The 25,590-nt window shown below is 73.0% G+C and carries 31 protein-coding genes, 2 tRNA genes and 1 pseudogene; 18 read left to right on the plus strand and 16 right to left on the minus strand.

What is annotated here, in order from left to right; all coding sequences use genetic code 11:
* Positions 1-171: pseudogene (locus ACPYO6_RS11700) on the plus strand (IS110 family transposase); the annotation flags it as partial.
* Between the two features lie 64 nt (positions 172-235).
* Here the strand turns inward: ACPYO6_RS11700 and ACPYO6_RS11705 are convergent.
* Positions 236-1,618 (minus strand): nicotinate phosphoribosyltransferase, encoded by a 1,383-nt coding sequence (locus ACPYO6_RS11705; RefSeq protein WP_425715049.1) that lies wholly within the window; start codon positions 1,616-1,618, stop codon positions 236-238.
* A 48-nt stretch (positions 1,619-1,666) separates the two neighbouring features.
* On the opposite strand from ACPYO6_RS11705, the gene clpS reads away from it, so the two are divergent.
* The 5 genes from clpS to ACPYO6_RS11730 all read left to right on the plus strand — a co-directional run bounded on the left by clpS (position 1,667) and on the right by ACPYO6_RS11730 (position 4,859).
* Complete coding sequence (gene clpS, locus ACPYO6_RS11710; RefSeq protein WP_425715048.1) at positions 1,667-1,999, plus strand: ATP-dependent Clp protease adapter ClpS; 333 nt, start codon at positions 1,667-1,669, stop codon at positions 1,997-1,999.
* A gap of 1 nt (position 2,000) precedes the next feature.
* Positions 2,001-2,771: a DUF2017 family protein gene (locus ACPYO6_RS11715; RefSeq protein ID WP_425715047.1), complete on the plus strand. Its 771-nt coding sequence runs from the start codon at positions 2,001-2,003 to the stop codon at positions 2,769-2,771.
* 10 nt (positions 2,772-2,781) lie between these two features.
* Positions 2,782-3,606, plus strand: coding sequence for a glutamate racemase (gene murI / locus ACPYO6_RS11720; protein WP_425715045.1), 825 nt, complete (start codon positions 2,782-2,784; stop codon positions 3,604-3,606).
* Positions 3,603-4,397, plus strand: coding sequence for an MBL fold metallo-hydrolase (locus ACPYO6_RS11725; RefSeq protein WP_425715043.1), 795 nt, complete (start codon positions 3,603-3,605; stop codon positions 4,395-4,397). Before murI ends, ACPYO6_RS11725 begins: the two co-directional genes overlap by 4 nt.
* Positions 4,398-4,511: 114 nt before the next feature.
* The gene (locus tag ACPYO6_RS11730; protein WP_425715042.1) at positions 4,512-4,859 is read left to right on the plus strand and encodes a helix-turn-helix domain-containing protein; all 348 of its coding nucleotides are present in this window, start codon (positions 4,512-4,514) and stop codon (positions 4,857-4,859) included.
* Between the two features lie 141 nt (positions 4,860-5,000).
* Here the strand turns inward: ACPYO6_RS11730 and ACPYO6_RS11735 are convergent, their stop codons facing one another.
* Together ACPYO6_RS11735 and ACPYO6_RS11740 are read right to left on the minus strand one after the other, a co-directional pair.
* Entirely contained in the window at positions 5,001-5,588 is a 588-nt protein-coding gene (locus ACPYO6_RS11735) for a ClpP family protease (protein ID WP_425715041.1), read from the minus strand.
* On the minus strand, positions 5,585-6,214 hold the full coding sequence (locus ACPYO6_RS11740; RefSeq protein WP_425715040.1) for a ClpP family protease: 630 nt from the start codon (positions 6,212-6,214) through the stop codon (positions 5,585-5,587). Before ACPYO6_RS11740 ends, ACPYO6_RS11735 begins: the two co-directional genes overlap by 4 nt.
* 233 nt (positions 6,215-6,447) lie before the next feature.
* Here ACPYO6_RS11740 and ACPYO6_RS11745 point away from each other — a divergent pair, with 233 nt between their 5' ends.
* From ACPYO6_RS11745 to rdgB, 3 genes are all read left to right on the plus strand, one after another.
* Complete coding sequence (locus tag ACPYO6_RS11745) at positions 6,448-9,120, plus strand: phosphoenolpyruvate carboxylase (RefSeq protein ID WP_425715058.1); 2,673 nt, start codon at positions 6,448-6,450, stop codon at positions 9,118-9,120.
* 256 nt (positions 9,121-9,376) lie between these two features.
* A complete protein-coding gene (gene rph / locus ACPYO6_RS11750) occupies positions 9,377-10,141 on the plus strand; it encodes a ribonuclease PH (RefSeq protein WP_425715038.1) in 765 nt (254 codons plus the stop codon).
* A gap of 107 nt (positions 10,142-10,248) precedes the next feature.
* On the plus strand, positions 10,249-10,881 hold the full coding sequence (gene rdgB, locus ACPYO6_RS11755; protein WP_425715056.1) for an RdgB/HAM1 family non-canonical purine NTP pyrophosphatase: 633 nt from the start codon (positions 10,249-10,251) through the stop codon (positions 10,879-10,881).
* 12 nt (positions 10,882-10,893) lie between these two features.
* Here the strand turns inward: rdgB and ACPYO6_RS11760 are convergent, their stop codons facing one another.
* Complete coding sequence (locus ACPYO6_RS11760) at positions 10,894-11,544, minus strand: hypothetical protein (RefSeq protein ID WP_425715037.1); 651 nt, start codon at positions 11,542-11,544, stop codon at positions 10,894-10,896.
* 253 nt (positions 11,545-11,797) lie between these two features.
* On the opposite strand from ACPYO6_RS11760, the gene ACPYO6_RS11765 reads away from it, so the two are divergent.
* The 3 genes from ACPYO6_RS11765 (at position 11,798) to ACPYO6_RS11775 (ending at position 13,559) form a co-directional block, all read left to right on the plus strand.
* Positions 11,798-12,493, plus strand: a complete 696-nt coding sequence (locus ACPYO6_RS11765; protein ID WP_425715036.1) for a hypothetical protein — start codon at positions 11,798-11,800, stop codon at positions 12,491-12,493.
* Positions 12,486-12,782: a hypothetical protein gene (locus ACPYO6_RS11770; RefSeq protein ID WP_425715035.1), complete on the plus strand. Its 297-nt coding sequence runs from the start codon at positions 12,486-12,488 to the stop codon at positions 12,780-12,782. Before ACPYO6_RS11765 ends, ACPYO6_RS11770 begins: the two co-directional genes overlap by 8 nt.
* 63 nt (positions 12,783-12,845) lie before the next feature.
* A complete protein-coding gene (locus ACPYO6_RS11775; RefSeq protein WP_425715034.1) occupies positions 12,846-13,559 on the plus strand; it encodes a hypothetical protein in 714 nt (237 codons plus the stop codon).
* Positions 13,560-13,577: 18 nt separating this feature from the next.
* Here the strand turns inward: ACPYO6_RS11775 and ACPYO6_RS11780 are convergent, their stop codons facing one another.
* Positions 13,578-13,976 (minus strand): DUF3054 domain-containing protein, encoded by a 399-nt coding sequence (locus ACPYO6_RS11780; RefSeq protein WP_425715033.1) that lies wholly within the window; start codon positions 13,974-13,976, stop codon positions 13,578-13,580.
* A 92-nt stretch (positions 13,977-14,068) separates the two neighbouring features.
* Positions 14,069-14,605, minus strand: coding sequence for a DUF4916 domain-containing protein (locus ACPYO6_RS11785; protein WP_425715032.1), 537 nt, complete (start codon positions 14,603-14,605; stop codon positions 14,069-14,071).
* Positions 14,606-14,728: 123 nt separating this feature from the next.
* Between ACPYO6_RS11785 and ACPYO6_RS11790 the strand changes: the two genes are divergently transcribed.
* Positions 14,729-14,974, plus strand: coding sequence for an addiction module protein (locus ACPYO6_RS11790; protein WP_425715031.1), 246 nt, complete (start codon positions 14,729-14,731; stop codon positions 14,972-14,974).
* Between the two features lie 25 nt (positions 14,975-14,999).
* On the opposite strand, the gene ACPYO6_RS11795 is transcribed toward ACPYO6_RS11790, so the two are convergent.
* The 4 genes from ACPYO6_RS11795 to ACPYO6_RS11810 form a co-directional block, all read right to left on the minus strand.
* Positions 15,000-15,081, minus strand: a tRNA-Leu gene (locus tag ACPYO6_RS11795).
* A 93-nt stretch (positions 15,082-15,174) separates the two neighbouring features.
* Positions 15,175-15,675, minus strand: a complete 501-nt coding sequence (locus ACPYO6_RS11800; RefSeq protein WP_425715030.1) for a peroxiredoxin — start codon at positions 15,673-15,675, stop codon at positions 15,175-15,177.
* On the minus strand, positions 15,672-16,142 hold the full coding sequence (locus tag ACPYO6_RS11805) for a peroxiredoxin (protein ID WP_425715029.1): 471 nt from the start codon (positions 16,140-16,142) through the stop codon (positions 15,672-15,674). Before ACPYO6_RS11805 ends, ACPYO6_RS11800 begins: the two co-directional genes overlap by 4 nt.
* A gap of 15 nt (positions 16,143-16,157) precedes the next feature.
* A complete protein-coding gene (locus ACPYO6_RS11810; RefSeq protein WP_425715028.1) occupies positions 16,158-17,306 on the minus strand; it encodes an MFS transporter in 1,149 nt (382 codons plus the stop codon).
* A gap of 219 nt (positions 17,307-17,525) precedes the next feature.
* On the opposite strand from ACPYO6_RS11810, the gene ACPYO6_RS11815 reads away from it, so the two are divergent.
* The 4 genes from ACPYO6_RS11815 to ACPYO6_RS11830 all read left to right on the plus strand — a co-directional run bounded on the left by ACPYO6_RS11815 (position 17,526) and on the right by ACPYO6_RS11830 (position 20,596).
* Positions 17,526-18,644, plus strand: coding sequence for a hypothetical protein (locus ACPYO6_RS11815; RefSeq protein WP_425715027.1), 1,119 nt, complete (start codon positions 17,526-17,528; stop codon positions 18,642-18,644).
* A 158-nt stretch (positions 18,645-18,802) separates the two neighbouring features.
* Positions 18,803-18,874 (plus strand) — tRNA-Lys (locus ACPYO6_RS11820).
* A 191-nt stretch (positions 18,875-19,065) separates the two neighbouring features.
* The gene (locus ACPYO6_RS11825) at positions 19,066-19,347 is read left to right on the plus strand and encodes a hypothetical protein (RefSeq protein WP_425715026.1); all 282 of its coding nucleotides are present in this window, start codon (positions 19,066-19,068) and stop codon (positions 19,345-19,347) included.
* A gap of 58 nt (positions 19,348-19,405) precedes the next feature.
* Positions 19,406-20,596, plus strand: coding sequence for a PRC-barrel domain-containing protein (locus ACPYO6_RS11830; protein ID WP_425715025.1), 1,191 nt, complete (start codon positions 19,406-19,408; stop codon positions 20,594-20,596).
* Positions 20,597-20,697: 101 nt separating this feature from the next.
* Here ACPYO6_RS11830 and ACPYO6_RS11835 read toward each other — a convergent pair whose 3' ends face one another.
* The 5 genes from ACPYO6_RS11835 to ACPYO6_RS11855 all read right to left on the minus strand — a co-directional run bounded on the left by ACPYO6_RS11835 (position 20,698) and on the right by ACPYO6_RS11855 (position 24,200).
* Positions 20,698-21,036, minus strand: coding sequence for a hypothetical protein (locus tag ACPYO6_RS11835; protein ID WP_425715024.1), 339 nt, complete (start codon positions 21,034-21,036; stop codon positions 20,698-20,700).
* Complete coding sequence (locus tag ACPYO6_RS11840) at positions 21,033-21,368, minus strand: hypothetical protein (RefSeq protein WP_425715023.1); 336 nt, start codon at positions 21,366-21,368, stop codon at positions 21,033-21,035. The genes ACPYO6_RS11835 and ACPYO6_RS11840 overlap by 4 nt, the downstream gene beginning before the upstream one ends.
* Positions 21,369-21,442: 74 nt before the next feature.
* A complete protein-coding gene (locus ACPYO6_RS11845) occupies positions 21,443-22,105 on the minus strand; it encodes a methionine ABC transporter permease (protein ID WP_425715022.1) in 663 nt (220 codons plus the stop codon).
* A complete protein-coding gene (locus tag ACPYO6_RS11850; protein ID WP_425715021.1) occupies positions 22,102-23,205 on the minus strand; it encodes a methionine ABC transporter ATP-binding protein in 1,104 nt (367 codons plus the stop codon). Before ACPYO6_RS11850 ends, ACPYO6_RS11845 begins: the two co-directional genes overlap by 4 nt.
* A gap of 86 nt (positions 23,206-23,291) precedes the next feature.
* On the minus strand, positions 23,292-24,200 hold the full coding sequence (locus ACPYO6_RS11855; protein ID WP_425715020.1) for a MetQ/NlpA family ABC transporter substrate-binding protein: 909 nt from the start codon (positions 24,198-24,200) through the stop codon (positions 23,292-23,294).
* A gap of 204 nt (positions 24,201-24,404) precedes the next feature.
* Between ACPYO6_RS11855 and ACPYO6_RS11860 the strand changes: the two genes are divergently transcribed.
* Positions 24,405-25,322 carry an ATP-grasp domain-containing protein gene (locus ACPYO6_RS11860; protein WP_425715018.1) on the plus strand — a complete coding sequence of 306 codons (918 nt, stop codon included), beginning with the start codon at positions 24,405-24,407 and terminating at the stop codon, positions 25,320-25,322.
* Between the two features lie 93 nt (positions 25,323-25,415).
* On the opposite strand, the gene ACPYO6_RS11865 is transcribed toward ACPYO6_RS11860, so the two are convergent.
* A complete protein-coding gene (locus ACPYO6_RS11865; RefSeq protein ID WP_425715017.1) occupies positions 25,416-25,544 on the minus strand; it encodes a hypothetical protein in 129 nt (42 codons plus the stop codon).
* Positions 25,545-25,590 lie beyond the last annotated feature (46 nt).

The following is a 25,590-nucleotide window of genomic DNA, read 5'->3' on the forward strand; positions in this document are numbered from 1 at the left end:
ACCGCGGTCGTGACCCGGATGAGTCACGACCCCGAGACCCGCGCCTACGTCGAACGCCGCGCCGGCGAGCACCGCACCAAGGCCGAGATCCGCCGCTGCCTCAAGCGCTACCTCGCCCGCCGCATCTTCCGCACCCTCAACAGCACCCCCGAACCCACCATGGCCGCTTGACGAAACATAGAAGGATCAATCTCGACGTGCACCAACCGCAGTCTCGACGAACGGAGGGTGGACGTCAGGCGTGGCCGCTCGGGTCCTCGAGGGCGTCGTCGCTCGGGTCGACGTCGACGTGCCGGGTCGGGATCGCCGGCTCGCCCTCCGAAAGCCGCCACGCCGGGTACGGGAGCGCGGCGCGGGACTCGGCGTGCCGGGCCTTCGCGGCCTCGAGCGCGTCGGGGCCGTGGTGCTCGGCCACGGGTTCGCCGCCGACCACGAGGTCGACCATGAGGCGTCGCGCCCCCTGCCGGTCGACCTCGGCCCACACCTGGTCCGCCGAGGTCCCGGAGACGACGAGCTCCTCGACCGCGTGCCCGGCGCCGTCGACGATCCGCCCCGCGCGCTTGAGCCCGCCGACCGACTTCTTCGACGTCGACCGCTTGGCGACCTCCCGGGGCCGGCCGTCGGCGCCCTCGCGCGAGACGAGCTTGTAGACGAGCTCGGCGGTGGGGTGGCCGGACCCGGTGACGAGCTTGGTGCCCACCCCGTAGCTGTCCACGGGGGCGGCGTTGAGGGCGGCGATCGCGTACTCGTCGAGGTCGGAGGTCACGGTGATCCGCGTCGTCGTGGCGCCGAGGGCGTCGAGCTGTGCGCGCACGGTGAACGCCTGCGCCACGAGGTCGCCCGAGTCGAGGCGCACGGCCCCGAGCTCGCCACCCGCGGCGCGCGCGGCGGCGACGGCCCGCTCGACCCCGCGCTCGACGTCGTAGGTGTCGACGAGCAGCGTGGTGCCCGGCCCGAGGGCGTCGACCTGCGCGGCGAACGCGTCCTCCTCGGAGTCGTGCAGCAGCGTGAACGAGTGGGCGGCCGTGCCGATCGCGGTGATGCCGTACCGGCGCCCGGCCTCGAGGACCGAGGTCGCGGAGAAACCGCCGACGACGGCGGCCCGCGCGGCGGCCACGGCGGAGTCCTCGTGGGTGCGGCGCGCGCCCATCTCGAGCAGCGGCCGGCCGTGGGCAGCGGTCGCCATCCGGGACGCGGCGGCGGCCACGGCGGAGTCGTGGTTGAGGATCGACAGGACGAGGGTCTCGAGGATGACGGCCTCGGCGAACGTGCCCTCGACCACCACGATCGGGGAGCCGGGGAAGAACACCTCGCCCTCGGGGTAGCCCACGACGTTCCCGGTGAAGCGGTACTCGCGCAGCCGGTCGATCGTCTCGTCGGACACGATCTTCGCCCGGTGGAGGTAGTCGAGCTCGTCGGGGCCGAACGTGAAGTCGCCGATCGAGTCGAGCAGCCGCCCGATGCCGGCGACCACGGCGTACCTGCGCCTGGCCGGCAGTCGACGGTTGAAGACCTCGAAGACGCTCTGCCGGTCGGCGGTGCCCGAGCGGACGGCGGCCTCGACCATCGTCAGCTCGTACATGTCCGTCTTGAGCGCGGTCGATGCGCGGTGGCTCATGTGGGGAGAGTAGTCGCGCGTCGGACCGCGGCGGTTATCGTGGACGTCATGGTTCAACCCGCGGTCCCGGCCGCCCCGGCGGCACCCACCGCCCCGGAGACCGACCGGCAGGCCGAGGAGAGCGCCGAGGCGGCGGCACGCCGGGCCCCGTCGTGGCGCTGCGTCGTCCACGACGACCCGGTCAACCTCATGACCTACGTGACCTGGGTGTTCCAGAGCTACTTCGGCTACCCGGAGTCCCGGGCGCACCGCCTCATGCTCCAGGTCCACCACGAGGGCCGGGCGATCGTGTCGACGGGGTCGCGGGAGTCGGTCGAGGCCGACGCGGCCGCGATGCACGGCTACGGCCTGTGGGCCACCATCGAGGAGGGCGAGGACTGACATGGACCCCTTCCGGCGCGTGCGCGGCGGGATCGCCTCCCACCTCGACGTCCACGAGCGACTCTTCCTCGCCCGGCCGTTCTCCGACGTCGCCGAGCTCCTCGGCCATCGCGAGCCGCACACCACCCTGCCCGACGCCGCAGCCTCCTCCGCTGGCGCCGGCACCTCCGGGGGCGGGGCCGCCCCCGGCGACGACGACGCAGCCCCGGCGGACGGTTCCGCGAGACCGGACGGTTCCGCGCCGTCGGCGGGCGCCGCCCGGCGGGGTGAGGGCGCACCGACGGGCGACGACGCCGTCCTCGCCGCCCTCGACTTCGTCCCCTCCGACGCCGGCCCCGCGGGCGACCGGCCCCCGACCGACCCGGCACTGGCCCGGCTGCTGCCCTCGATGTCCGAGGACGAGGCGATCGCGGGCGAGCTGCGCGAGCTCACCGAGGCGCCGCTGCGGGCGGACAAGATCCGGCGGATCATGGCGGTCGTCGACGAGCTCGACACTCCGACCGGCCCGCGGGGCTCGTTCTTCGTCCGGGACGGCCAGGAGGCCGACGTCCTGCGGGCCGTCAACGACGTCCGGCTCGTCCTCGGCACCCGCCTCGGGGTGGGGGACACGCTCGCGGACGACGAGCTGTACGCGCGCGCCGAGGCGGCCGGCAAGGGCGCGAGCGACGGCCCGGACGCCGTGCTCGAGGCCATGGCGATCCTTTACACGTCCTTGACCTGGTGGCAGGAGTCACTGATCAACGCGCTGCACACCAGGCCGCGGTCGAACTAGCGTCGTCGCCATGAACGATGCGCCCATCGGCATCTTCGACTCAGGCGTCGGAGGTCTGACGGTGGCTCGCGCCGTCATCGACCAGCTCCCGCAGGAGGAGGTGGTCTACATCGGCGACACGGCGAACACCCCCTACGGTCCGCGCCCGATCAGCGAGGTCCGCCACCTCGCGCTCGAGGTGATGGACGAGCTCGTCACCGCCGGCGTCAAGCTCCTCGTCATCGCCTGCAACTCGGCCTCGGCGGCCGTCCTCGCGGACGCCCGGGAGCGGTACGCGCTCGACGCCGGGGTGCCCGTCGTCGAGGTCATCCGCCCCGCCGTCCGCCGCGCGGTAGCCGCCACCGGCAACGGGCGCGTGGGGGTCATCGCCACGCGGGCGACCGTCGACTCGGGCGCGTACCGCGACGCGTTCGCCGCGGCCCCCCGGCTCGACCTGACGGTCGCCCCCGCGCCGCGGTTCGTCGAGCTCGTCGAGGCCGGCATCACCTCGGGCCCCGAGGTCCTCGCCGTCGCCGAGGAGTACCTCGCGCCCGCGAAGGAGGCGGGCGTCGACACGCTCGTCCTCGGCTGCACGCACTACCCGCTGCTGACCGGCGCCATCTCCTACGTCATGGGTCCCGACGTCACGCTCGTCTCGTCCGCCGAGGAGACGGCGAAGGACGTCTACCGCACCCTCGTGGCGCACGACATCGAGCGGAGCCCCGACGCCGCGCCGCCGCAGCACCGGTTCCTGTCCACGGGCGACCCGGAGGAGTTCGGGCGCCTCGCCCGCCGCTTCCTCGGCCCCGAGGTGCGCAGCGTCGAGGCCACGCGGCGCGGGGCGGTGGCGCTGTGAGGCTCACCGTCGTCGGCTGCTCCGGCTCGATGTCCGGCCCCGACTCCGCGGCGTCCGCCTACCTCGTCGAGGCGCGCGGTCCGGGGGAGGACGGCGCGGAGCGCACCTGGTCGATCGTGCTCGACCTCGGCCCGGGTGCGATGGGCGCGCTGCTCAACCACGTGGACCCCCGTGAGCTCGACGCCGTCGTGCTCTCCCACCTGCACGCGGACCACATGGTCGACCTCATCGGGATGCAGGTCTACCGGCGGTGGCACCCGGACGGCCCGCTCCCGCCGCTCGACGTCCACGGGCCTGCCGGCACGCTCGAGCGCACGCGGGCGGTCGGCGGGGACGACGAGGACGAGGACTACTCCGACGTCCTCACCTTCCGCACCCTGTCCACCGGCACCCCGGTGGCGGTCGGTCCGATGACGGTCGAGGTCTTCGACGCGTGGCACCCGGTACCGGCGTTCGGGATCCGCGTGACCGGGCCGTCGGAGGACGGCGCCGGCACCGTCTCCCTGGGCTACACGGGAGACACCGACTCCTGCCCCGGCCAGGACGCGATGGCGCAGGGGCTCGACCTCCTCCTGTCCGAGGCCGCGTTCCAGGAGGACCGGGACGAGGCCCGCGGCATCCACCTCACCGGCCGGCGCGCCGGCGAGCTCGCGGTCACCGGCGGGGTCGGGCGCCTCGTCCTCACCCACGTCCAGCCCTGGACGGACAAGCCGACCGTGCTCGACGAGGCGCGCTCCGTGTACGACGGTCAGGTCGACCTCGCGGCACCCGGCGCCACCTGGGTGCTCTGACAGCCTCCCGGTTGCTCTGTCAGACTTCCGGTCGCTGCGTCCCGCTCCGCCGATCCCGCTCCGCCGAGAGCGGATCGGCCGCCGGGCCCGCCGGCGACCGGCCTACCATCGACCATGGCCGAGACCGGACCCGCACCGCTGCGATCCCTGCGTCGCACGCCGCAGGAACCCCTGTGGCGCCACATGCTCGGGGAGCGGCTGCGGGCGCTGCGGCACGCGCGGGGCGAGCGGCTCGGGGACACGGCCGGTCGTGCGGGCGTCTCGCCCCAGTACCTCTCGGAGATGGAGAGGGGCGTCAAGGACCCCTCGAGCGAGATGATCGCCGCCGTCGCGGGCGCGCTCGGTGTCTCGCTCGTCGACCTCACCGTCGCCGTCAGCCGGGAGCTCGTGGCCCACGAGGCGCACGGCGCTCAACGATCGCGTGGGGCCGAGGTGCGGGCGACGCTCGCCGTCGCCGCCTGAGCGACGCCCAGGACCCGGGCGACGTGCAGCACGCGGGCGACGCCCAGGACCCGCGCGACGCTCAGGACCCGGGCGACGTTCGTCTCCCGAGCACCGCTCGCCGCCGTCGGCCGACCGGCGTGCGCGGCCCGGCCGCGCCGCTCACCTGCCCGTGAGCACGCGGTCGACGATCCCGTAGTCGACCGCCCCCTGGGCGGTGAGGACGAGGTCCCGGTCGGTGTCCGCCCGCAGCCGCTCGACCCCCTGCCCGGTGTGCTCGGCCATGATCGACTCCATCTCGGACCGGGTCCGCACGAGCTCGTCGGCCTGGAGGATGAGGTCGGGGATCGAGCCGCGCCCCTGGGCCGCCGGCTGGTGCAGCACCACCCGCGAGTGCGGCAGGACGGCACGCTTGCCCGGGGCGCCCGCGGCGAGCAGCACGGCACCGACGGAGACGGCCTGACCGACGCACGTGGTGGCGACGTCGGGCCGGATGTACCGCATCGTGTCGTAGATACCGAGCATCGCGCTGGGGTCCCCGCCCTCGCACGTGATGTAGAGGTGGATGTCCGCGGCCGGGTCGTCCTGCTCGAGGTAGATGAGCTGGGCGATGAGCGCGCCGGCCACCCCGGAGTCGATGCCGGTGCCGAGGTAGACGATGCGCTCGCTCAGCAGGTGGGAGTAGACGTCCATCGCGCGCTCGCCGCGCGGATGACGCTGGACGACGTTCGGGATCGTGTAGGAGCTCATCGCGCGGCCCCCACGGCCCCGCCGAGCGCGGGGATGCGTCGCGCACGGCGGGGTGCGACGTCGTCGAAGTCGGTGACGATCTCGTCGACGAACCCGTACTCCCTCGCCTCGCCGGCCGTGTACCACCGGTCGTGCAGGGAGTCCTCGAGGACCTGGGCGAACGGCCGGCCCGTGTCCTCGGCGACGAGGCCGAGCACCGTGTCCCGGGTGTGCCGCAGGTCGTCCGCCTGCAGCTCGACGTCGACCGCGCTCCCGGCGATCCCCGCCGAGCCCTGGTGCATGAGGACCCGTGCGTGCGGCATCGCCCGGCGCAGCCCCGGCGTGCCCGCGGACAGGAGGAACTGGCCGGCGCTGTAGGCGATCCCGAGGGCGAGCGTGGCCACGTCGCACGGGATCGTGCGCATGACGTCGCGGATCGCGAGCATCGCCGGGACGGACCCGCCGGGGGAGTGGATCCACAGCGCGATCCCGGCGGTCGGGTCGTCGACGGCGAGCGTCATCAGCTGGGTGGCCAGGAGAGTGCCGTTGTCGTCGTCGAGCTGGCCGTCGAGGACGAGCACGCGCTGGTCGTAGAGCGACCGGCGTGCCTCGGCGTCGAACCGGGGTGGGGGTGGGTTCTCGCTCATGGGGCGACGCTCGCACCCCGGCAGGGGTGAGGTCGCGCCGTGCTGCTCACGGCAGGTCTGCCCTCGGCGGAACGGCCACCGGGTGGTCGCGTCTGCGCCCATGCCGGGCGCGCCGTTAGCCTGCACGCGTGATTGCACCAGGTGACCGCGCGTCCGACCCGCTCGACCCCACCACCGACCCCGCCGGCGGGGCGCCCACGGGCGCCGCACCCGCCGGCACCCCCACGGCGGGCATGCCGTCCACCGGCACGACCACGACGACGCCGAACGGCACCGCGTCCGGCGTCCCCGACGCCATGCGCGCCGACGTCCGCCTGCTCGGCAACATGCTCGGCCAGGTGCTCAAGGAGTCCGGGTCCGAGGGGCTGTACGACGACGTCGAGACGCTGCGCGAGCTCGTCATAGACGCGCGCCGGGCGAGCAGCGCCACGGACATCGCCCGCGCCGAGGAGGTCGTCGCCGGCTTCACGCCCGAGCGCGCCATCGAGGTGGCCCGGGCCTTCTCCTGCTACTTCCACCTCGCCAACCTCGCCGAGGAGCAGCAGCGCGTCCGCGTGCTGCGCGAGACCGAGGGCGGCGGCAGCCGCGGCTTCACGTCCCCCAGCTCGCTGCCGGGCGCCGTGCGCGCGCTCGCCGACGAGGTGGGCGAGGAGGAGGCCCGCCGCCGCCTCGGCGAGCTCCGCTTCCACCCCGTCTTCACGGCGCACCCGACCGAGGCGCGTCGCCGCGCGGTCACCCGGTCGATCCGCACGCTCGGCGAGCTCATCGACGCCCGCGACGACGACCGGCTCGGTCCGTTCGCCCTCGCCGAGATCGACCGCGAGCTCCTCGCCGCCGTCGACACGCTGTGGCGCACCGCCGAGCTGCGCCCCTACAGCCCCGGCCCGCTCGACGAGGTCCGCACCCTCATGCAGACCTTCGACAGCTCGCTCGTCGACGTCATCCCCGCCGTCTACCGGCGGCTCGACGACGCGCTGGACCCCGAGGGCGCCGGCATCGCCGAGCCCGTCGCGCCGGCGTTCGTCCGCCTCGGCAGCTGGATCGGTGGCGACCGGGACGGCAACCCCAACGTGGTCTCGCCCCTGACGATCGAGGCCTCGCGCATCATGTCCGAGCACGCGCTCGCCACCATCGGGGAGCGCACCCGGCACGTCGCCATGCACCTGACCGTCGCGGACTCCTTGGTCGCCCCGGCCGACGCGGTCTCGCGCCTGTGGCAGATGCAGCGCCAGCTGAGCCCGGCGCTCGCGGAGCAGGTCGCCTCGACCTCCCCGGGGGAGACCCACCGGCGCGTCCTGCTGTTCGTCGCCGGCCGCCTCGACGCCACGCGGGAGCGCGACGCCGACCTCGCCTACGCCGACCCGGAGGAGGCGCTCGACGACATCCGCACCGTCCGCGCCTCGCTCGCGGCCGCCGGCGCGCACCGGGCCGCGAACGGCGACATCGCCGACCTCGAGCGCCAGCTCGTCACCTTCGGCTTCCACGGCGCCGAGCTCGAGATGCGTCAGCACAGCAAGGTGCACCGCCAGGCGCTCGCGATCCTCGACGGGGAGGTGGACCCCGAGGAGCACCCGCCGGCCGTGCCGGTCGAGGAGGTGCTCGACACGATGCGGGCCGTCGCCCTCGTCCAGCGCCGGCTCGGCGAGGGGGCGGCGGGCCGCTACCTCGTCTCGTTCACCCAGTCGAGCGAGGACATCGCCAACGTCTACCGGCTCGCGCGGATCGCCGCGGGGGACGGACGCCACGCCCCGGTCATCGACGTCGTGCCCCTGTTCGAGACGTTCGAGGACCTGCGCAACGCGCCCCGGATCCTCACCGAGATGCTCGACATCCCGGACGTCCAGGAGCGGCTCGCCGCGAACGGGCGCCAGATCGAGGTCACGCTCGGCTACTCGGACTCCGCGAAGGACGTGGGGCCGGTGGCCGCCACGATCGCGCTCTACGACGCGCAGCGGCAGATCGCCGACTGGGCGAAGGAGCACGACATCGCGCTCACCCAGTTCCACGGGCGCGGCGGCGCGCTCGGCCGTGGCGGCGGCCCCGCCCACCGGGCCGTGCTCGCGCAGCCGCCGCACAGCGTCGACCTGCGGTTCAAGGTGACCGAGCAGGGCGAGGTCATCTCGGCGAGGTACTTCAACCAGGCCATCGGCATCCGGCACATCGAGTCCGTCGCCGCCGCCACGCTCATGGCCTCCGCACCGAGCGTGGAGCGGCGCAACGCCGAGGCGGCCGAGCGGTTCGCCGAGCTCGCCGAGCGGCTCACCACGACGTCCCGCGAGCGGTTCGACGCGCTCGTCGGCGCCGAGGGCTTCCCCGCCTGGTTCGCCCAGGTCACCCCGCAGGAGGAGGTCGGCCACCTCGCGATCGGCTCGCGGCCGGCCAAGCGCGGCCTGTCGGTCGAGTCGCTCGACGACCTGCGCGCCATCCCGTGGAACTTCGCCTGGTCGCAGGCCCGGACCAACCTGACCGGCTGGTTCGGCCTCGGGACGGCGCTCGCGGAGGTCGGCGACGTCGAGCTCCTGCGCTCCGCCTACGCGCAGTGGCCGCTGTTCGCCACGATGGTCGACAACATCGAGATGTCGCTGGCCAAGGCCGACGACCTCATCGCCGCCCGCTACCTCGCCCTCGGCGACCGCGAGGACCTGTCCGCCATGGTCCTCGAGGAGCTCGAGCTCACGCGCCGCTGGGTCCTCGAGGTCACGGGCCAGGACGAGCTGCTCCAGTCCCACCGGGTGCTCGGCCGCGCCGTGGCGCTGCGCAACCCGTACATCGACGCCCTCTCGCTCCTCCAGCTGCGGGCGCTGCGCGTGCTCCGTGGTGACGTGGACGAGGTGCCGGACGAGGTCCACCAGCTCCTCCTCATCACCCTCAAGGGAGCGGCCGCCGGCCTCCAGAACACGGGGTGACCCACCCCCCGACTCCTCGTCGAGACTGCGGTTGGTGCTCGCCGAGATTGCGGTTGGTGCACCTCGACGTCGGGCGGCTCCGATCGGTTGGTGCACCAACCGCAGTCTCGGAGAACGGATCCCGCGCGCGCTCACACGTGTCGACAGTGCGGTTCAGCGGCCTGAGCCGCACTCTCGACCAACGGCGGTGGAGGGGGGGCCGCCCGGGGTGCCGGACCGGACCGCCCACCTCGGCGCGCGCCGGTAGCCTCGACCCATGACCTCTGACTCGACGAGCACACCCGTGCCCCGCGCCGACGGCCGCGCGCCCGACCAGCTCCGCGACGTGCGGATCACCCGCGGCTGGCAGAAGGCGGGCGAGGGGTCGGTCCTCGTCGAGTTCGGCGACACCCGCGTGCTGTGCGTCGCGTCGTTCACGGCCGGCGTCCCGCGCTGGCGCAAGGACTCCGGCGAGGGCTGGGTGACCGCCGAGTACGCGATGCTCCCGCGCGCCACGAACGACCGCTCCCAGCGCGAGTCCGTGCGCGGGAAGATCGGCGGCCGCACGCACGAGATCAGCCGCCTCATCGGCCGGTCGCTGCGCGCCGTCGTCGACATGTCCGCGCTCGGCGAGAACTCGATCGTGCTCGACTGCGACGTCCTCCAGGCCGACGGCGGTACCCGCACCGCCGCCATCACCGGCGCCTACGTGGCGCTCGCCGACGCGATCACCTGGGGCCAGCGTGAGGGCCACGTCCGCAAGGGCGCCGGCGTGCTCAAGGACTCCGTCGCGGCGATCTCCGTGGGCGTCGTCGACGGGCGCCCCGTCCTCGACCTGCCCTACGTCGAGGACGTCGCCGCCGACACCGACATGAACGTCGTCGTCACCGGGGGCGGGAAGTTCATCGAGATCCAGGGCACCGCCGAGGGCGAGGCGTTCGACCGCGCCGAGCTCGACGCCCTCCTCGACCTCGCCCTCACCGGCACCGCCCGCCTCACCGAGCTCCAGCGCGAGGCTCTCGCCGGCGGGGCCGGCGCGTGACGAACCACCCGAGCCCGACGCCGGAGCCCGCCCCGGGCGGTCACGTCACCGGGCGTGACGGCACAGCCGGGCAGGTCCCGACGCCGGAGCCCGGCGCGGGCGCATCGATCCGTCCGCGGCTCGTGCTCGCCACCCACAACCCCGGCAAGCTCGCCGAGCTGCGCGAGATCCTCGCCCCGCTCGTCCCGGGCCTCGCGCCGGAGGAGGTCGTCACGGCCGGGGAGCTCGGCATCGACCCGCCGGTCGAGGACGGTGTGACGTTCGAGGCCAACGCGCTGCTCAAGGCGCGCGCGATCGCCACGGCCTCGGGCCTGCCCGCGGTGGCCGACGACTCCGGCCTCGCCGTCGACGTGCTCGGCGGATCGCCCGGTGTGTTCTCTGCACGCTGGTCCGGCCGGCACGGGGACGACGCCGCGAACAACGCGCTGCTGCTCGCCCAGCTCGCCGACGTGTCCGACGAGCATCGCGCGGCGCGGTTCGTGTGCGCGGCCGCGCTCGTGGTGCCCGGTGCTCCCGGCGCGACACCGGTCGAGGTCACGCGGTGCGGCGAGATGCCGGGGCGCCTGCTGCGCGAGGCGCGGGGGAGCGGCGGCTTCGGCTACGACCCGCTGTTCCTGCCCGACGGCGAGACGCGGTCCGCGGCCGAGCTCGCGCCCGCCGAGAAGCACGCGATCAGCCACCGGGGTGCGGCGTTCCGTGCCCTCGCCCCCGATGTTGTGCGCGTGCTCGACGCGCGCTGACTCCCGGTCCGGTCAGCTCCCGGTGCGACCCGCGCGTGCGGCCGCCTGTCGCGCGACGTCGGGCCGGTGGTGCGCCACCCATTCGCCGATCCGGTGGCGCGCCCACTGCTCGTCGAACTGGGACAGCGGGATCGCCGTTCTCGACTCACCGCTGTCCGGGTCGGTGCCGTAGCGCGCAGGGTCCTGGGCGTAGGTGCGCTCCGCCAGCGGACCGCCCGTGACCTCCGTGGTGCCGCGGCCCACCAGCCCCAGGCCCTCGCGGCGGAAGGCGCTGAACCCCTCCGTCGGAGCGCCGCCTCCGAGCGGGGTGATCGTCGGGATCACCTCGGCCGCCCGGACGTCGTCCCACGCCATCCGCCGGACGGAGGAGTCACCGACGTACTCGAGGCCGTCGGGGGACAGGGTGAGTGACAGGCCGGCCGCGGAGTCGCGGGCTGCCCGCCGGCCCAGCCAGGCGATGAGCGCGGTCGACACGGCGGCGGCACCCAGTGCGACGAGCACCGACCACGGGATCCCCGCGAGCGCGAAGAGGGGCCAGTAGACCAGGGCGGTCGCGACGAGCAGGCCGGCGATCCGCGCGGGCGTGCGCGTGATCGTCTCGGCCGCGTGTCGGGAACTGGTGCCGGCGACGAACTGCTCGGTGGTCACGAAGTCGTCATCCATCCGGGCTCCTTCATCGCTTGACTGGCATCTGGATCAGGGTGCGCGCGCCGCACGAGAAACGTACCGAGCACCGGCCCAATCAGGTCCGTCGACGCTACCTGCTCCCCGGCCGCGCCGGCGGGGGCTCTGCGGTTGCGTCCAGGATCGCGAGGGGGGGAGGACTCCCCGGCAACGGGGTCACGATTCGTGCTCGATCTCGGTAAAGATCGACGTCCATGACGAGACACCCGACGGCGAGGACCGGCACCACAGCATGAACACCACGAACAGCGGGCACTTCGAGGGCGGGGATTCGCAGGACGCAGTGCTGCTCGTCGTCGATGACGACGCTCGCACGGTCGGCATCGAGCTCGCCGCGGACTGGCCGGAGATCGTCGTAGAGAGGGACCTCGGTCTCCATCTGGTGGAGGCGTATCGCGCGGCGGTCGCCGCGCGCGACACGAGCCAGATGGACCAGGTTGATCTGGACGGGTTGCTCGCCAGGTTGCGGACACTGACCGAGATGACGCCTGAACAGCTCCGGGAGCACCTGGGAACTGCCGCGACCGACGCCTCCTGGCGTTCGTCGAGCGGGTCGGGGAACGACGATCTGCTCGATCCCGAGTTCCGTGCCACCCATGCCGAGCGGCTCCGCGAGATCCACAGTGAGACCGACGAGGTGACGTCGCCGGACGGTCTTCTCACGCTGCAAGGCATCGCAGGGCAGCCGACCGGACTGACGATCGCGCGCGGCTGGTCGACCCGGTACGAGGTCGACACACAGGCCGTACAGCTCTTCGCGTTGCTCGAGGAGCTGGCTCGGCGACATGACGAGCGTCTCGCCCAGCTCGACCTCGAGTTCCCGGGCCTGGCAGACCGCCAGCAGGCCACGATCGACCGTGGGCTCGACCTGGTACGGAGCATCCCGCTGACAGAGGACGACGAAGGACGGAGACAGACCGATGGCTGATATCGAGATCACCTACAGCGTCGTGCGTTCGGTGGCAACGACCTGGAACACGACGCTCGCCGACGAGTACACGAGCCTCAAGGGCCGGGCGGAGTCGTTCACGGTCGACAGCTCCTCCTGGAGCGGCGGGGTCGGCGGCGTCTACGACTCCATCCGTACGACGATGGCTGCGATCGCCGGTGGAGGTAGCGACGAGATGGAACTGATGGCGGGGGCCCTGACGGCCGCGTGCAACCACTACGAGGAGACGGACGAGGAGTCCGAGTACGAGTTCGATACTCGCACCTGACCTCCGCCTCTGGGTATGGACCACCACGACGACTCACCGACGACGAACTGAGAAGAGGACGATATGTCGAGCGCCGAGTTCCTGAGGTCCGAGCTACGCCGAGTCTCGGGCGAGCTGCGTGATGCCGAGGGCGGCCTGCGCAACTTTCCGAACCAGGTCCCGCCGGTGGTCAGCAGTGCGGTCAGTGGCCCCGCGAACGATCTTGCTGACGGCTGCGCGAACGCGGCCGGCGACGCCGATCGCGTCGAGCTGAACGTCCGGGACGACGCCGCGGTGCAGCAGGCGAAGGATGACTGGATCGCGTGGGCGGAGTCCGTGCTCGAGACCATCACGGACTTCCAGACCACCGAGGTCGGACCGCAGCACTGGTCGGCGGACGGTGCCACCGCCTACGCCAACGCCCGCACGCCGCAGAGCGACGCGATGACGTTCATCGAGCAGCACGCCCGCGACATCGCACGTGAGCTGGAGATCTACGGCGAAGCCATCGACGACTTCCGTAACTCGGGCCTGCTGTGGGTCGGGGAGATCGTCCTGCTGCTCGCGTCGATCGTCGCGATCCTCGCCACCCCCGTCACATTCGGGGTCTCGGGGGTCCTCGGCATCATCGGGCTCGTCGGCTCCCTCGTGATGATGGGCTTCACGATCGCCAACCTCATCGAGCTCGCCAACCAGCTGAAGGACACGACGCCGTTCGACGAGCTGCTTGCCACCATCTCCTCGACCCCGTCCCTCCGTTCGGGTGAGTGGCCCTACGCACTCAAGGCGCAGGACTGACGAGCGGAAGCTGCTTCCTCACGGTCGGGTGCGGTCGGAACCGGGTCGAGTCGCAAGCCGGACGACCAGCACCACGAGCCGCCAACCGAGGAAGCCGGCGGCGAACAGGCCGGCAGCCACGAGCACGAACGTCCATGCGGTCCCGCCGCCGGTGAGTGCGCGCAGTGCCATGCCGATCCCGAGGGTGCCGAGCCAGACGAGCACCCCGGTGGGCCACAGCGAGGTCGGGGCACGCCACAGCCGACCCGCCACCCACGTGATCGCGAGCGCGGCGAGGAACGGCCACGCAATGCGAGCCAGGTCCCCGGCGCCCCGCTCGTGGGCGTCCGCACCGCCGAGTGTGAAGGCCGCGACCACTGCCACGTCGAGGAGGAGCGCCCACCACACGACGCCACGACGCCGCGCGACCGGTGTCACGCCGTCGGGTCGGGTGGGCGAGGCTCCGGTCCCCGTACGACCGACGTCGTCGTGACGAGCGGGACGGTCCCCGACCCGCTCCCCGCCTCTCGTCACGGCAGGCGGCCGAGGTGCGCGAGCGCGCGGCGCACGAGGTCGGCGTGCCCCTCGGACATGTCGCCGGTGATCTCCGGGGTCACGACCTCGCGCGGGGTGAACCAGCTGAGCTCGAGGGTGTCGTTGGACGGGCTGCAGTCGCCGGCGACGGGCACGATGTAGGCCAGCGACACCGCGTGCTGGCGCGGGTCGAGGTAGTGCTCGCCGGGCGTGGGGAAGTACTGGCCGATCGCGTACGGCACCGGGGAGACCGGGAGCTGGGGGAGCGCGAGCGGGCCGAGGTCCTTGTCGAGGTGGCGCACGAGCGCCTGGCGCACCGTCTCCTGGAACAGGACGCGGCCGGAGACGAGCTCGCGGGTGATGGTCCCCTCGGGCCGCGCGCGCAGGAGGAGGCCGACCGCCTCGAGGGTGCCGTTCTCGCCGACCCGCACGGGGACGACGTCGACGTAGAGCATCGGCACCTTGCGGCGGACGAGCTCGAGCTCCTCCTCGGACAGCCAGGGACCCATGTCGTCGGACGCGATGTCGCTCACCCGTCGTTTCTACCCCGGCGGCGTGCGTCGGCGCGACTCCGCCGCGGCCGGGGAACGCACGACCTCGCCGGGACCTGTGCACGAGTCGGGACTCGTTCGGGCGCGGTCGCTAGGCCGACAGGCATGGCACGCGACACTGCAGGGTTGATCCGCGACGCGCTCGCGCTCGACGTGGACCAGCGCGCAGTCGTCGCGCGCGCCCTCATCGAGAGCCTCGAAGACGCGTCCGGCGTGGGTGAGAGCGAAGAAGAGTGGCGTGACGAGGCTGTTCGGCGGCTGGCCGAGGTCAGGGCCGGCACGGTGGAGGCGGTGGAGGCGTTGCATGCTGACGAGCACCATGCGCGTCTACGTGCCTCGCTTACTGCATGACCCTGGACCAGCGGGAACCGCAAGGTGCGCGAGGCGGGACTCGAACCCGCACGCCCGAAGGCACCAGGACCTAAACCTGGCGCGGCTGCCAGTTACGCCACTCGCGCTCGCGGGCACGGCCCGCGAAGGACGAGCCTACGTCGTCGTCGGCCGACGATCACCACGTCGACCGACGACGAACACCCCGGTGCTGAACGCGCCTACGCTGCCGCGGCGAGCCCCAGCTCGCGCGCGAGGAGTGCCATGTGCCCCTTGGCCCGCACGTTGTACCGCACCCAGCTCACGACGCCGTCCGGGTCAAGGACCGCGGTCGAGCGGATGAGCCCCTCGTAGGTGCGCCCGTAGTTCTTCTTCTCGCCCCACGTGCCCCATGCCTCGGAGACGGCGTGGTCCTCGTCGGAGAGCAGGTCGAACGGGATCGCGTCCTGCTCGACGGCGCGGGCGAGCCGCTCGACGGGGTCGGGCGAGATGCCGACGAGCGCGTACCCGGCGTCGGTGAAGACGTCGTACCGGTCGCGGGCGTCGCACGTCTGCTGCCGGCACGCCGGGGTCAGGGCCTGCGGGTAGAAGTAGACGATGAGTCCGGTGCGGCCCTCGGCGAGGAGCTCGTCGAGCGTGCGGACGGCGCCGGTGTGCGCGGGCAGCGAGAAACCGGGCGCGGCGCTCCCGATCGCGAGCCGCGCCCCTGCGGGGGCAGTCACGCGCCGAGGACCTCGCGCAGGCGCGCGACGTGGCCGTTGGGGTCCACGCCGTACTCGACGTGGGTCAGGCGCATCTCGGGGTCGACGACGAAGGTCGAGCGCTTGTTGCCCGTCTGGACGCCGAACGGGGTCTCGTGCGTGCCCCACGTGCCGTACGCGTCGCCGACCGCGTGGTCCTCGTCCGACGCGAAGGGGAAGGTCACGTGGTTGTCCGCCGCGAACGACTCGAGGTCGGCGACGGGGTCCGCGGAGATGCCGACCAGGGAGTAGCCGGCGGCGGCGAGGGCCGCCTCGTTGTCCCGGAAGTCGCACGCCTCGGTCGTGCAGCCGGGCGTTGCGGCCTTCGGGTAGAAGTAGACGATCGCGCCCTTGCCCGAGCCGACGAGCTCGGACAGGACGACCCGCGAACCGTCGTGCGCGGGGAGGTCGAAGTCGGGCGCCTGGTCACCGGCGGAGAGAGAAGTCATGCGCCCATCGTGGCATCACCCGCCCCGTCCGCGCCGGTGCGACCGAGGAAGAGACACGACGACGAGACCCGCGATCACGACCGCCGCCAGCAGCGCGCCGGCGCCCGCGGGCGAGGCGGCGAACAGAGGGAGGACGGCGGGTGCGGCGGCGCCGGCCGCGAACTGGGCCGACTGCGTGACCGAGGTCGCGCCGGCCTCGTTGGTGGGTGTCGAGGCGATCGCGAGGCTCGTGCACAGGATCCGCACGCACGAGGCGGTCGCCCCGCACAGCGCGACGGCGAGCACGAGCAGCCACAGTGCGGGGGAGACCTGGACGGCGAACGTGGCCGAGGCGAGGACGGCCGCCGCCACGGCGCCCATGGCGAGCATCCCGAACCGGTCCGCCCAGGCGCCGGCGAGCCGCGCCGTCGCGAACCCCGCCACCCCGAAGGCGACGACGACGAGCCCGCGCTGCGCCGGTGGCAGGCCGAACCTGTCGGTGGCGATGAGGGCGGCCGAGAGCACGACGAAGTTGGCGGCGAGCTGGGCGGTGGCCGCCATCACCGTCACGGAGCCGAGCCGAGGGTTGAGCAGGGCGCCCCAGGCGGCGGGTGCGGTGGGCACACGTGTGGGCCGGCCCGACGGGGTGAGCAGCGCGAGGACCACGGCGGCAAGTGCGGTGGCGACGAAGGCGATCCGCCAGTCGTGGCCGGCCGCGAGGCCCCCGGCGAGCGGTGACAGCGCCTGACCGGCTGCCTGTGCGGCGGCGAACCCGCCCAGCGCTCGCCCGACCCGGCCCCGGTCGGTCGCGGCCACGATGAGCGTGATGAGCACGGGTGTGAGGAAGGCGTTGGCCGCGCCCTGGACCGCGCGGGCGCCGAGGAACAGCGGGAGCGTGGGGACCAGGGCGCACGCCACCGAGGACGCCGCGTAGGAGGCGTAGCCCACGCGGACGACCGTGGCCCGGTCCCACCGGTCGGCCAGGGTGCCGGACACCAGGAGCAGGAGCGCGAAAGGGCCGAGGTACCAGGTGATCGACTGCGAGGCCCCGTGGACGGTGGTGCCGAGCCCCTCGGCGAGCTCGGGCAGCATCGTCGAGACCATCCCGCCGCCGAACGGACCCATGAACCCGCCCACGTAGAGCACCCACAGACGCCGGGGAGCGGTCGGGGGCGGCGTCGTCACCGCGCCAGGGTAGGCCGCGCGAAACGCGGACGCCTGCCGGCCGTCGGTCGTGAGAAGCGGCCTCCGTCTGGGCATCTCGATGCGGACGTCCCCGCTATCGTCAGGGATGGGGGCGCGCAATGCTGCGACGGGCCCCGAACTGCGGGTCGGCCGCGCCGCGGTACGACCGACATCGAGACCGAGCTCTCCGCGGCGCTCGGGGAGGCACAGAGGTGGGACATGGTGTCTGATCCGGTGGGCCGCGGTCCCTCGACCCGCACGGCTCGACGTCGAGCCCTCGTCCTGGTCGCCGGCGCCACGCTGCTGACCGCCGCGTGCCAGGGCGGCGGCGACGGCGGGTTGAGGGCGGGTGACGACTTCTCCGTCGTCGCCGCGATCGGTGAGATCCCGGCCGAGGTGGCGGAGGGCGCCGTCTACGTCAGCACGGCGGATCTCGACTCCGCCTGCGAGGCGAACGGGTGCACGCGTCCGGAGGACGCGGACGACGAGGAGGCCGTCCGGGACTGGATGAGTGCGCTGACCGGGGGGCCGGCCGCGCCCGACGGCCCCGTGCACGTCGATCTGCCCGACTCCTTGGGCGGCCGCACGGGAACGATGGCCGACTTCCGCGATCAGGTGGGCTGGTCGCTCGTCGACGTCGACTCGTACGTGTCGTTCGCGGTGCCTCCGTCCTCCTTCACCGTCGTCACCGGTCCCGAAGCGCTGAGCGACGAGCTCGTCGAGGTCGACGACCGCGTGCTCTCGACCAGCGACGCCGAGGACGGGTGGGTGGACCCGTCGTCGGCGTCGGCGATCGACAGCCTGGGTCGCCCCGTGCGTCTCACGCAGGACGAGGACCGGACCGCGCTCTCGCTCTCCACGGCCTCGGTGGCCGCGTGGCGTGCAGGGCCCGAGGCCACGCTCGCCGACGACGAGTCGCTCCTCGCCGTCGCCGGCGCGATGGACGACGCGGGGGTGGTCTCCTCGGTGCTCGCCCGGGACGACTTCACGGTGCCCGACGACGCGGTGGGTCCCGGGGCCGCGCGCCTGCCTCCCTTCGAGACCGTCGCCGTCGGCTGGAGCGGCGGTGACGACGCCGCGATCACCGTCGCCTACGGGACCGGTGCCGGCCAGGACGCCGAGCAGCTCGCCACCGCGCTGCAGGACATGTTCGACGAGGACGTGACGTCGGCGTCCGCGACGTCGGTGGGCCGCCCGCTGAGCGACGTCCTTGTCCTGGACGACGTCACGGTCGGGGACTCGCTCGTGACGGCCACCGTGCGACCCGCGGCCGAGGGGCGCCCCGGGACGGTCATGGAGATGCTGCACGTGCGCGACCTGCTGTTCAGTCACCGGTAGCCGCTGTCCCGGCCCCGACGGGTTGCCAGTCGGCGCCGCTGTGCGTGACCTCACGGCGTGCGGACGGGCCGCGGACTGGGAGGACGCGCCTCCGAGCGGTAGAGTGATTCCTCGGTTCACACGGGCCGGTCGCGCGCAGCGCGAGCCCCTCGGACCGCGCACCGCTAGCTCAACGGCAGAGCAGCTGACTCTTAATCAGCGGGTTCTGGGTTCGAATCCCAGGCGGTGTACAGCAGGAAGGCCCCGGCCGCGGACATCCGCGACCGGGGCCTTCGTCGTGCCGCTCGCCCGCCGTCGCCGTGCGCGTCCGGCGGCCTCCGAGTAGCGTCGTGTCACGAGGGCGTAACGGCGCACGGGGGAGCCCCGCGGAAGCGGGTTCCCGATGCGGGCGGCGAGCGCCCACACCCCAAGGAGGCACGCCATGAGTCACCACGGCAAGCATGTCGCCGATCCGCACGAGGGCGGCGACGAGGGCGAGGTCGGGTACAGCCCGAGCGAGTACCAGCACCGTCCGGACAACCCGGACCAGCCGGACAACCCGCAGGCCGAGCACACGGACCGTTCCGCCTACAAGCACGACGGGTCGGACGGCGGGGGCGGCGCCGGCCGCACCCACGACGGCGGCGTCCTCGGTGGCGCCGGTGTCGAGGGCGACGCGGGCGGGACCCTGCGCCCGGACGGCACGGACCGGCCCGACGCCTGACACCCCTGCACGTAGCTGAACAGTCCACCCGTACGACACATTCGAACGAGGGAGAAGCATGATCAGCATCAACGATGTCGGTGGCATCCTCGCCGCGAAGACGCCCGTCCACGGAAGCGACGGCAAGATCGGCACGGTGGGGCAGGTCTTCCTGGACGACTCCAGCAACGACCCCACCTGGATGACCGTCAACACCGGGCTGTTCGGCACCAAGGAGACGTTCGTCCCGCTCGACGGGGCGACCTACGAGAACGACGAGATCGTCGTGCCGTTCACGAAGGACGCGGTCAAGGACGCGCCGCGCCTGGACGTGGACGAGAACCTCACTCCCCAGCAGGAGAGCGAGCTCTTCGAACACTACGGACTGCAGGACCGCTACGCGGGCTGGGACCAGCAGCCCGGGGTCGCCGGCGACGCGCGCCAGGACGGGACCGCCCCCGTGGCGGACCAGCAGGGAGCACCCGTCGCCGGTGCCGGCCATGCCGGTGCCCCGGCCGAGGGGGGCGTGGCGGGCCCGACCTTCCGCGACGACCGTCCGGACTCCGCACGCCCGGACGCCCCCACCGCGGACGGTCGGCCCGTCCAGGCCGACTCCGACCTCGCGGCACCGGCTGCCGCTGCCGCCGGTGGCGCCGCCGCGGGTGGCGCGCTCGCCGGCCCGCCGCACGTCGGCCCGGGCCGGGTGTCCGAGGACGGCGCCCCTGCCGGTGCCCACGACGAGCGTCCCGTCCAGGCCGGAGCGCCCGTCGGCGACGCGCGCCTCGGCGACACGCCGGTCCAGCCGCGCGCCGGTGAGCACGGCGGTCCCGCGGGGGCTCCCGCCGCACCCCACGAGCAGGGGCATGCTGGAGCGGGCGAGGTCGACCGTCCGCCGCACGAGCGTGAGCACGGCGTCCCGGGCGAGGCTCCGGTCCCGCCGCACGAGCGTGAGCACGGCGGTCCGGGTGAGGCTCCGGTCCCGCCGCACGAGCGTGAGCACGGCGGTCCGGCCGGTGGTCCACCGGTCCCGCCGCACGAGCGTGAGCACGGCGTCCCGGGCGAGGCTCCGGTCCCGCCGCACGCGCAGGGTGGGGCCGCCGACCAGGCGGGCCAGCCGACGGGTCGGATGCGGCTGCGCCGCTACACGGTGACGGAGACCTTCGCCGAGGACGGCACCCCCGTCACGAGCGAGGACATCCACATCGAGCGCGACCCTGCGGGCCCCGACGCGGGTGCGGACGGGGACGCGGGGCGGCACGCCCGACCCTGACCCATCCTCCACCGGCCGGGAGCCGAGCCGCCTGACCCCCGGGTCGGCGGCCGGCCCCGGCCGGTGCCGTGTCCGCCGCGCGCGCCGTCAGGTGCGAGCGGTCAGCGCTTCTTTCGTCCCATCCGACGACCGGACTTGCGCATCGTGCTGCGCCGCTTGCCACCGCTGGAGCGGGAGCGACGCCGCGAGGACCCGGAGCCGAACCGTCCGCCGGAGCTCCGCCGGCTGGAACGACTCGACCTGAAGCTACCGCCGAAGCTGCCGCGACCGGACCCGCCGGAGCGTCCCGACCTGCGGGACCGGCCCGATCCCCAGCCGCTCCGGCGGTCACGACGGTCGTATCCGCCGTCGTACCCGCTGTGGCCCCTGCGCACGCGCGAGACCCCGCGGGCGATGTTGATGATCGCGAGGATGACGATGAGGATGATGACCCAGGTCATCGCTGCTCTCCCTTCGCACGGGAGCGGAGGTACTGTTCCTCGAGGCTGAGGCCCGCGCCGAACCCGGAGGGTGATCCGGCGTCGTCGGTCGGACCGTGGACCGCCGTCACTTCGGGCGCGGTCGGCTGCCGGCGACGCAGCTCGAGCATGCGGATCTCGTGCTCCCGCCGCCGCTGCGCCTCGCGGTGCGCCATGACGCGCTGAACGATCTTGACGACGATCGACAGCACCATCAGCGCAGGCACCACGTAGAACATCCACGGCACGCCCCCGGGAAAGGCGCCCGGGAAGCCCGCAGTGGCGGGGCCGACAAGGGCGGTGGTCGTCGTCATGGCGACAGCGTGCCACCGAAGAGCTGCCGCAGGAGGGGCTCCACCCGGGGAGTTCAAGCCATCGCCCGGACGGTTCAGCGCCGCATGACCTTCCGCGCCAGCCAGTTGCCGAAGAACTGCACGCCCTGGACGAGGATGACGATCACGATGACGGTGATGATCGTGAGGATCCAGTCGAAGCGCTGGTAGCCGTACGTGAGCGCGAAAGCGCCGAGCCCGCCGCCGGAGATCATCCCGGCGAGCGCGGACATGTCGACGATCGCCACGAAGATGAACGTGTACCCGAGGATGAGCGGTCCCAGCGCCTCGGGGATGACGACCGTGCGGATGATCCGCCACGGCGACGCGCCCATGGCGCGGGCCGCCTCGATGAGCCCGGGGTCGAGCGCCACGAGGTTCTGCTCGACGATGCGCCCGGTCGCGAAGGACGCCATGACCGCGGCGGGGACGATGAACGCCTCGGTCCCGATCCGCGACCCGACGATCTGGATCGTCACCGGTCCCATGACGGTGAGGAAGATGATGAACGGGATCGGCCGCACGAAGTTGGTCAGGACGTTGAGGAACCCGAAGACCCACCTGTTGGCGAGGACGCCGCCGCGCCGGGTGGCGTACAGCAGCGTCCCGAGGATCAGCCCGAGGACGCCGCCGATGAGCAGCGTGGTCCCGACGATCTGCAGCGTGACGAGGAAGGCCTCGAGGAAGACGTCCCAGTTGTTCGCCCAGTCGAACTTCATCGCTGCGCCTCCTCGTCGATGGTCGGTCCATGTGCGGACACGGGAGGCGCGGGGGGTTCGCCGTCGGGCTCGGGGACGTGGATCGTGACCTCCGCGACGTCGTACAGGGCGCCGACGAGCGCCTCGATCGCGGCGTCGGTCCCGGTGAGCGCGAACGTGAGCGATCCGAGCGGGCGGTTGCCGACGTCGGTGATACCGCCGTACACGAGCGCCGCCCGCACCTGTGGGTGCTCGCCGAGCGTCTCCGCGATGAGGGCGGACGAGCCACGCTCCTCGCGCACCGCCACGGTGGTGAGTACCGCGCCCGGGTGGGTCTCGCGCAGGGCGCGCAGCGTGTCGGTCCGGGGCTGGTCGCGCAGCGAGGTCGCGACGAAGCGCCGCGTCGTCTCGTGCTGCGGGTCCGCGAACACGTCGTAGACGGCGCCGGTCTCGACGATCTCGCCGTGCTCCATCACGGCCACCCGGTCGCAGAGGTGCTTGACGATGTCCATCTCGTGGGTGATGAGGACGATGGTGAGGCCGAGCTCGTCGTTGATCCGCCGCAGCAGGGCGAGGACCTCGCGCGTGGTCTCGGGGTCGAGCGCGGACGTGCACTCGTCGGCCAGCAGGATCCGCGGGCTCGGCGCGAGGGCGCGGGCGATGCCGACGCGCTGCTTCTGGCCGCCCGAGAGCTGGTCGGGGTAGGCGCGCTCCTTGTCGGCGAGGCCGACGAAGTCGAGCAGCTCCTTGACGCGGGCGGTGCGGCGCTCCTTCGACCAGCCGGCGAGGCGCAGCGGGTAGGCGATGTTCTCGGCCACGGACTTGCTGTTGAAGAGGTTGAACTGCTGGAAGATCATCCCGATCTCGGGGCGCACCGGCCGGATCTGCCTCTCCCGGAGCCCGGAGATCTCCCGGTCGAGCACGCGGACGCGGCCCGACGTGACCGGTTCGAGGCCGTTGACGAGGCGGACGAGCGTCGACTTCCCGGCGCCGGACCAGCCGATGACGCCGAAGATCTCACCCGCCTCGACGTCGAGGCTCACGTCGCGTACGGCGCGCACCTCCCCGGCCTTGCCGGAGTAGGTCTTCGACACGCCGTCGAAGGAGATGACTGTGCTCATGCGGGGTGCCCCTCACGGTGGCGGCGGAGCGCGACCGTGAGGGGTCGCGCTCCGCCGGTGACGGTTCGTCGGTCGTCCGGTCCCGGTCAGCCCTCGGCGAGGGAGGCCTCGACCTCGGCGAGGATCTCCTGCAGCTCGGCCGGGTCCTGGTCCGCGATCGAGGCGGTGCCGCCCGAGGCCTCCTGGAGCGCGTCGACGACCTCCTGCTCGTGGAAGATCTCGACGAGGCGGGCGTAGGTCTCGTTGTCCGCCTGGTCGGCGGGGGCGGCGAAGACGTTGATGTACGGGCGCGCACCCTCGGACTCGGCGGAGTCCTCGAAGATCGCGTCGGCGGGCGTGAGTCCGGCGTCGGCGACGAAGTCGTTGTTGACGACCGACGCGGCGACGGAGTCAAGCGCAACGACGGTCTGGGTGGCGTCCATCGGGGCGACGGTCACGCGCGAGGCGCCCTCGTCGACATCCGTGGGGTCGGGCACCACGCCGGCGTCCTCGTTGAGCGTAACGAGTCCGGCCTCCTCGAGGACGAACAGGGCGCGCGCCTGGTTGGTCACGTCGTTCGGGATGGCGATCTCGGAGCCGTCCGGGATCGACTCGACGTCGGTGAACTCGGTCGAGTACACGCCCAGCGGGTAGACGGCGGTGGCCCCGATCGGGGTGAGGTCGTCACCGGTGTCGGCGTTGTGCTGCGCGAGGTAGAGCAGGTGCTGGAACTGGTTGAGCTCGAGGTCGCCGTCCGCGAGCGCGGGGTTCGGCTGCGTGTACTCGGAGAAGTCCCCGATCTGGATGTAGATCCCCTCCTCCTCGGCGAGCTCGGTGAAGATGTCCCACTGCGGGTCGGCCGCGCCGACCACGCCGATGCGGATGGGGGAGTCGGCCGAGGCGCCGCGCTCCTCACCGTCGGCCGGCTCGTCGGACGAGCAGGCGGCGAGGGCGAGGGGGAGGGCGGCGGCGAGCGCGAGGAGCGTGCCTGCGCGGCGGGTGCGACGAGTGGTCATGGTGATCCCTGTTCGTGCGGAGAGGCCGGGGGGTGCCCGGGAGAACGAGGAGCACTCTGCATCGCGCCGCCGCGCCGGACGGGGCCGCATCGGGCTGTCTCACATGCTGACCAGGGCGTCGTGAGCCACGGCACGGACGGGCCCGCCGCGGCTCCCGGTGGCGTCGGGCAGCCCCGGTGCGGTGTCGCAGGTAGATTGCGGTTCATGTCGACGACGCCTGTAGTCACCCTTGCCACGTGGTCCGGAGCGCCGGAGCTGAGCGACGACGAGCGAGGACTGCCCGACGCGCTGCGTGCCCGCGGCATCGACGTGCGCGTGAAGGTGTGGGACGACCCCACCGTCGACTGGCAGGACGCGGGGCTCGTGGTGGTCCGTGGCGTGCGCGACTACGCCCAGAAGCTCGACCAGTTCCGCACGTGGACGAACTCGTTGCGCCGGGTGCTCAACCACCCCGACGTCATGGAGTGGAACACCGACAAGCACTATCTGCTCGAGCTCGAGAAGCGCGGCATGCCGATCATCCCCACCGTCTGGCTCGAGCCCGACCACGGCTACAACAAGCACCAGATCCACACGCGCATGCCGGCCTTCGGCGACTTCGTCGTCAAGCCCGCGGTGTCCTCGGGCGGGCGCGGCACGGGGCGGTACACCTCGACGGACGCGGCCTCGCGCCAGGAGGCGATCCTCCACGCCGAGCGTCAGCTGAAGAAGGGGCGCACCGTCATGGTCCAGCGCTACCTCGACCAGATCGACCGCGAGGGCGAGATCTCGCTCATCTACTTCAACGGCCTCTCCGAGCACATGGTCGTCAAGGAGCCGATGCTCCACCCCTCATTCCGTTCGGTCGACGACGTCCACGAGGAGGTCGTCTCCTCCCGGGAGGCCTCGGAGGAGGAGTGGCGCTGGGGCGAGCAGATCCGCAAGTCCATCCATGGCTACATCAAGGACCGGCTCGGCCGCGACGAGCAGCTGCTGTTCTGCCGTGTCGACCTCGTGCGCGACGGCAAGGGCGGCTTCTACGTCATGGAGATCTCGCTCATCGACGGCTCGCTGTACCTCGGCGCCGTGGACGACGGCCTCGAGGCGTTCGCGGACGCGATCGCGGTGCGCGCCTTCTGGTGACGCCGCCGGTGTGACGGAGGGGCCGGGTCCGCAGCGTGGCGGACCCGGCCCCTCGTTTCGTGCCGTTCCCGGTCGGTGACCGGGGTGGTGCGGTCAGTAGCAGCCGCAGCCCTGGCCACCGCAGCAGCCGCCGCCGGTGGCGGAGACGTCGGTGAGCCGGAAGGTCGTGGCGGTGTCCGAGCCGGTGGCGCGGGCGGTGTCCTCGGTCGCGTGCGTGCTCATGGGCACTCCCCTCTCGTCGCGTCGGGCCGCCGGGGATCGACGGCCG

It is taken from the genome of Georgenia sp. Z1344 (genome assembly GCF_049856295.1).
Taxonomy (GTDB): Bacteria; Actinomycetota; Actinomycetes; order Actinomycetales; family Actinomycetaceae; genus JB111.

Coding starts and splice junctions, on each gene's coding strand:
- ACPYO6_RS11705 (WP_425715049.1), bottom strand. CDS start 1,618: ATGAGCCACCGCGCATCGACCGCGCTCAAGACGGACATGTACGAGCTG.
- clpS (WP_425715048.1), top strand. CDS start 1,667: ATGGTTCAACCCGCGGTCCCGGCCGCCCCGGCGGCACCCACCGCCCCG.
- ACPYO6_RS11715 (WP_425715047.1), top strand. CDS start 2,001: ATGGACCCCTTCCGGCGCGTGCGCGGCGGGATCGCCTCCCACCTCGAC.
- murI (WP_425715045.1), top strand. CDS start 2,782: ATGAACGATGCGCCCATCGGCATCTTCGACTCAGGCGTCGGAGGTCTG.
- ACPYO6_RS11730 (WP_425715042.1), top strand. CDS start 4,512: ATGGCCGAGACCGGACCCGCACCGCTGCGATCCCTGCGTCGCACGCCG.
- ACPYO6_RS11735 (WP_425715041.1), bottom strand. CDS start 5,588: ATGAGCTCCTACACGATCCCGAACGTCGTCCAGCGTCATCCGCGCGGC.
- ACPYO6_RS11740 (WP_425715040.1), bottom strand. CDS start 6,214: ATGAGCGAGAACCCACCCCCACCCCGGTTCGACGCCGAGGCACGCCGG.
- ACPYO6_RS11745 (WP_425715058.1), top strand. CDS start 6,448: ATGCCGTCCACCGGCACGACCACGACGACGCCGAACGGCACCGCGTCC.
- rph (WP_425715038.1), top strand. CDS start 9,377: ATGACCTCTGACTCGACGAGCACACCCGTGCCCCGCGCCGACGGCCGC.
- ACPYO6_RS11760 (WP_425715037.1), bottom strand. CDS start 11,544: ATGGATGACGACTTCGTGACCACCGAGCAGTTCGTCGCCGGCACCAGT.
- ACPYO6_RS11765 (WP_425715036.1), top strand. CDS start 11,798: ATGAACACCACGAACAGCGGGCACTTCGAGGGCGGGGATTCGCAGGAC.
- ACPYO6_RS11770 (WP_425715035.1), top strand. CDS start 12,486: ATGGCTGATATCGAGATCACCTACAGCGTCGTGCGTTCGGTGGCAACG.
- ACPYO6_RS11775 (WP_425715034.1), top strand. CDS start 12,846: ATGTCGAGCGCCGAGTTCCTGAGGTCCGAGCTACGCCGAGTCTCGGGC.
- ACPYO6_RS11790 (WP_425715031.1), top strand. CDS start 14,729: ATGGCACGCGACACTGCAGGGTTGATCCGCGACGCGCTCGCGCTCGAC.
- ACPYO6_RS11805 (WP_425715029.1), bottom strand. CDS start 16,142: ATGACTTCTCTCTCCGCCGGTGACCAGGCGCCCGACTTCGACCTCCCC.
- ACPYO6_RS11815 (WP_425715027.1), top strand. CDS start 17,526: ATGGTGTCTGATCCGGTGGGCCGCGGTCCCTCGACCCGCACGGCTCGA.
- ACPYO6_RS11825 (WP_425715026.1), top strand. CDS start 19,066: ATGAGTCACCACGGCAAGCATGTCGCCGATCCGCACGAGGGCGGCGAC.
- ACPYO6_RS11830 (WP_425715025.1), top strand. CDS start 19,406: ATGATCAGCATCAACGATGTCGGTGGCATCCTCGCCGCGAAGACGCCC.
- ACPYO6_RS11835 (WP_425715024.1), bottom strand. CDS start 21,036: ATGACCTGGGTCATCATCCTCATCGTCATCCTCGCGATCATCAACATC.
- ACPYO6_RS11840 (WP_425715023.1), bottom strand. CDS start 21,368: ATGACGACGACCACCGCCCTTGTCGGCCCCGCCACTGCGGGCTTCCCG.
- ACPYO6_RS11845 (WP_425715022.1), bottom strand. CDS start 22,105: ATGAAGTTCGACTGGGCGAACAACTGGGACGTCTTCCTCGAGGCCTTC.
- ACPYO6_RS11850 (WP_425715021.1), bottom strand. CDS start 23,205: ATGAGCACAGTCATCTCCTTCGACGGCGTGTCGAAGACCTACTCCGGC.
- ACPYO6_RS11855 (WP_425715020.1), bottom strand. CDS start 24,200: ATGACCACTCGTCGCACCCGCCGCGCAGGCACGCTCCTCGCGCTCGCC.
- ACPYO6_RS11860 (WP_425715018.1), top strand. CDS start 24,405: ATGTCGACGACGCCTGTAGTCACCCTTGCCACGTGGTCCGGAGCGCCG.
- ACPYO6_RS11865 (WP_425715017.1), bottom strand. CDS start 25,544: ATGAGCACGCACGCGACCGAGGACACCGCCCGCGCCACCGGCTCGGAC.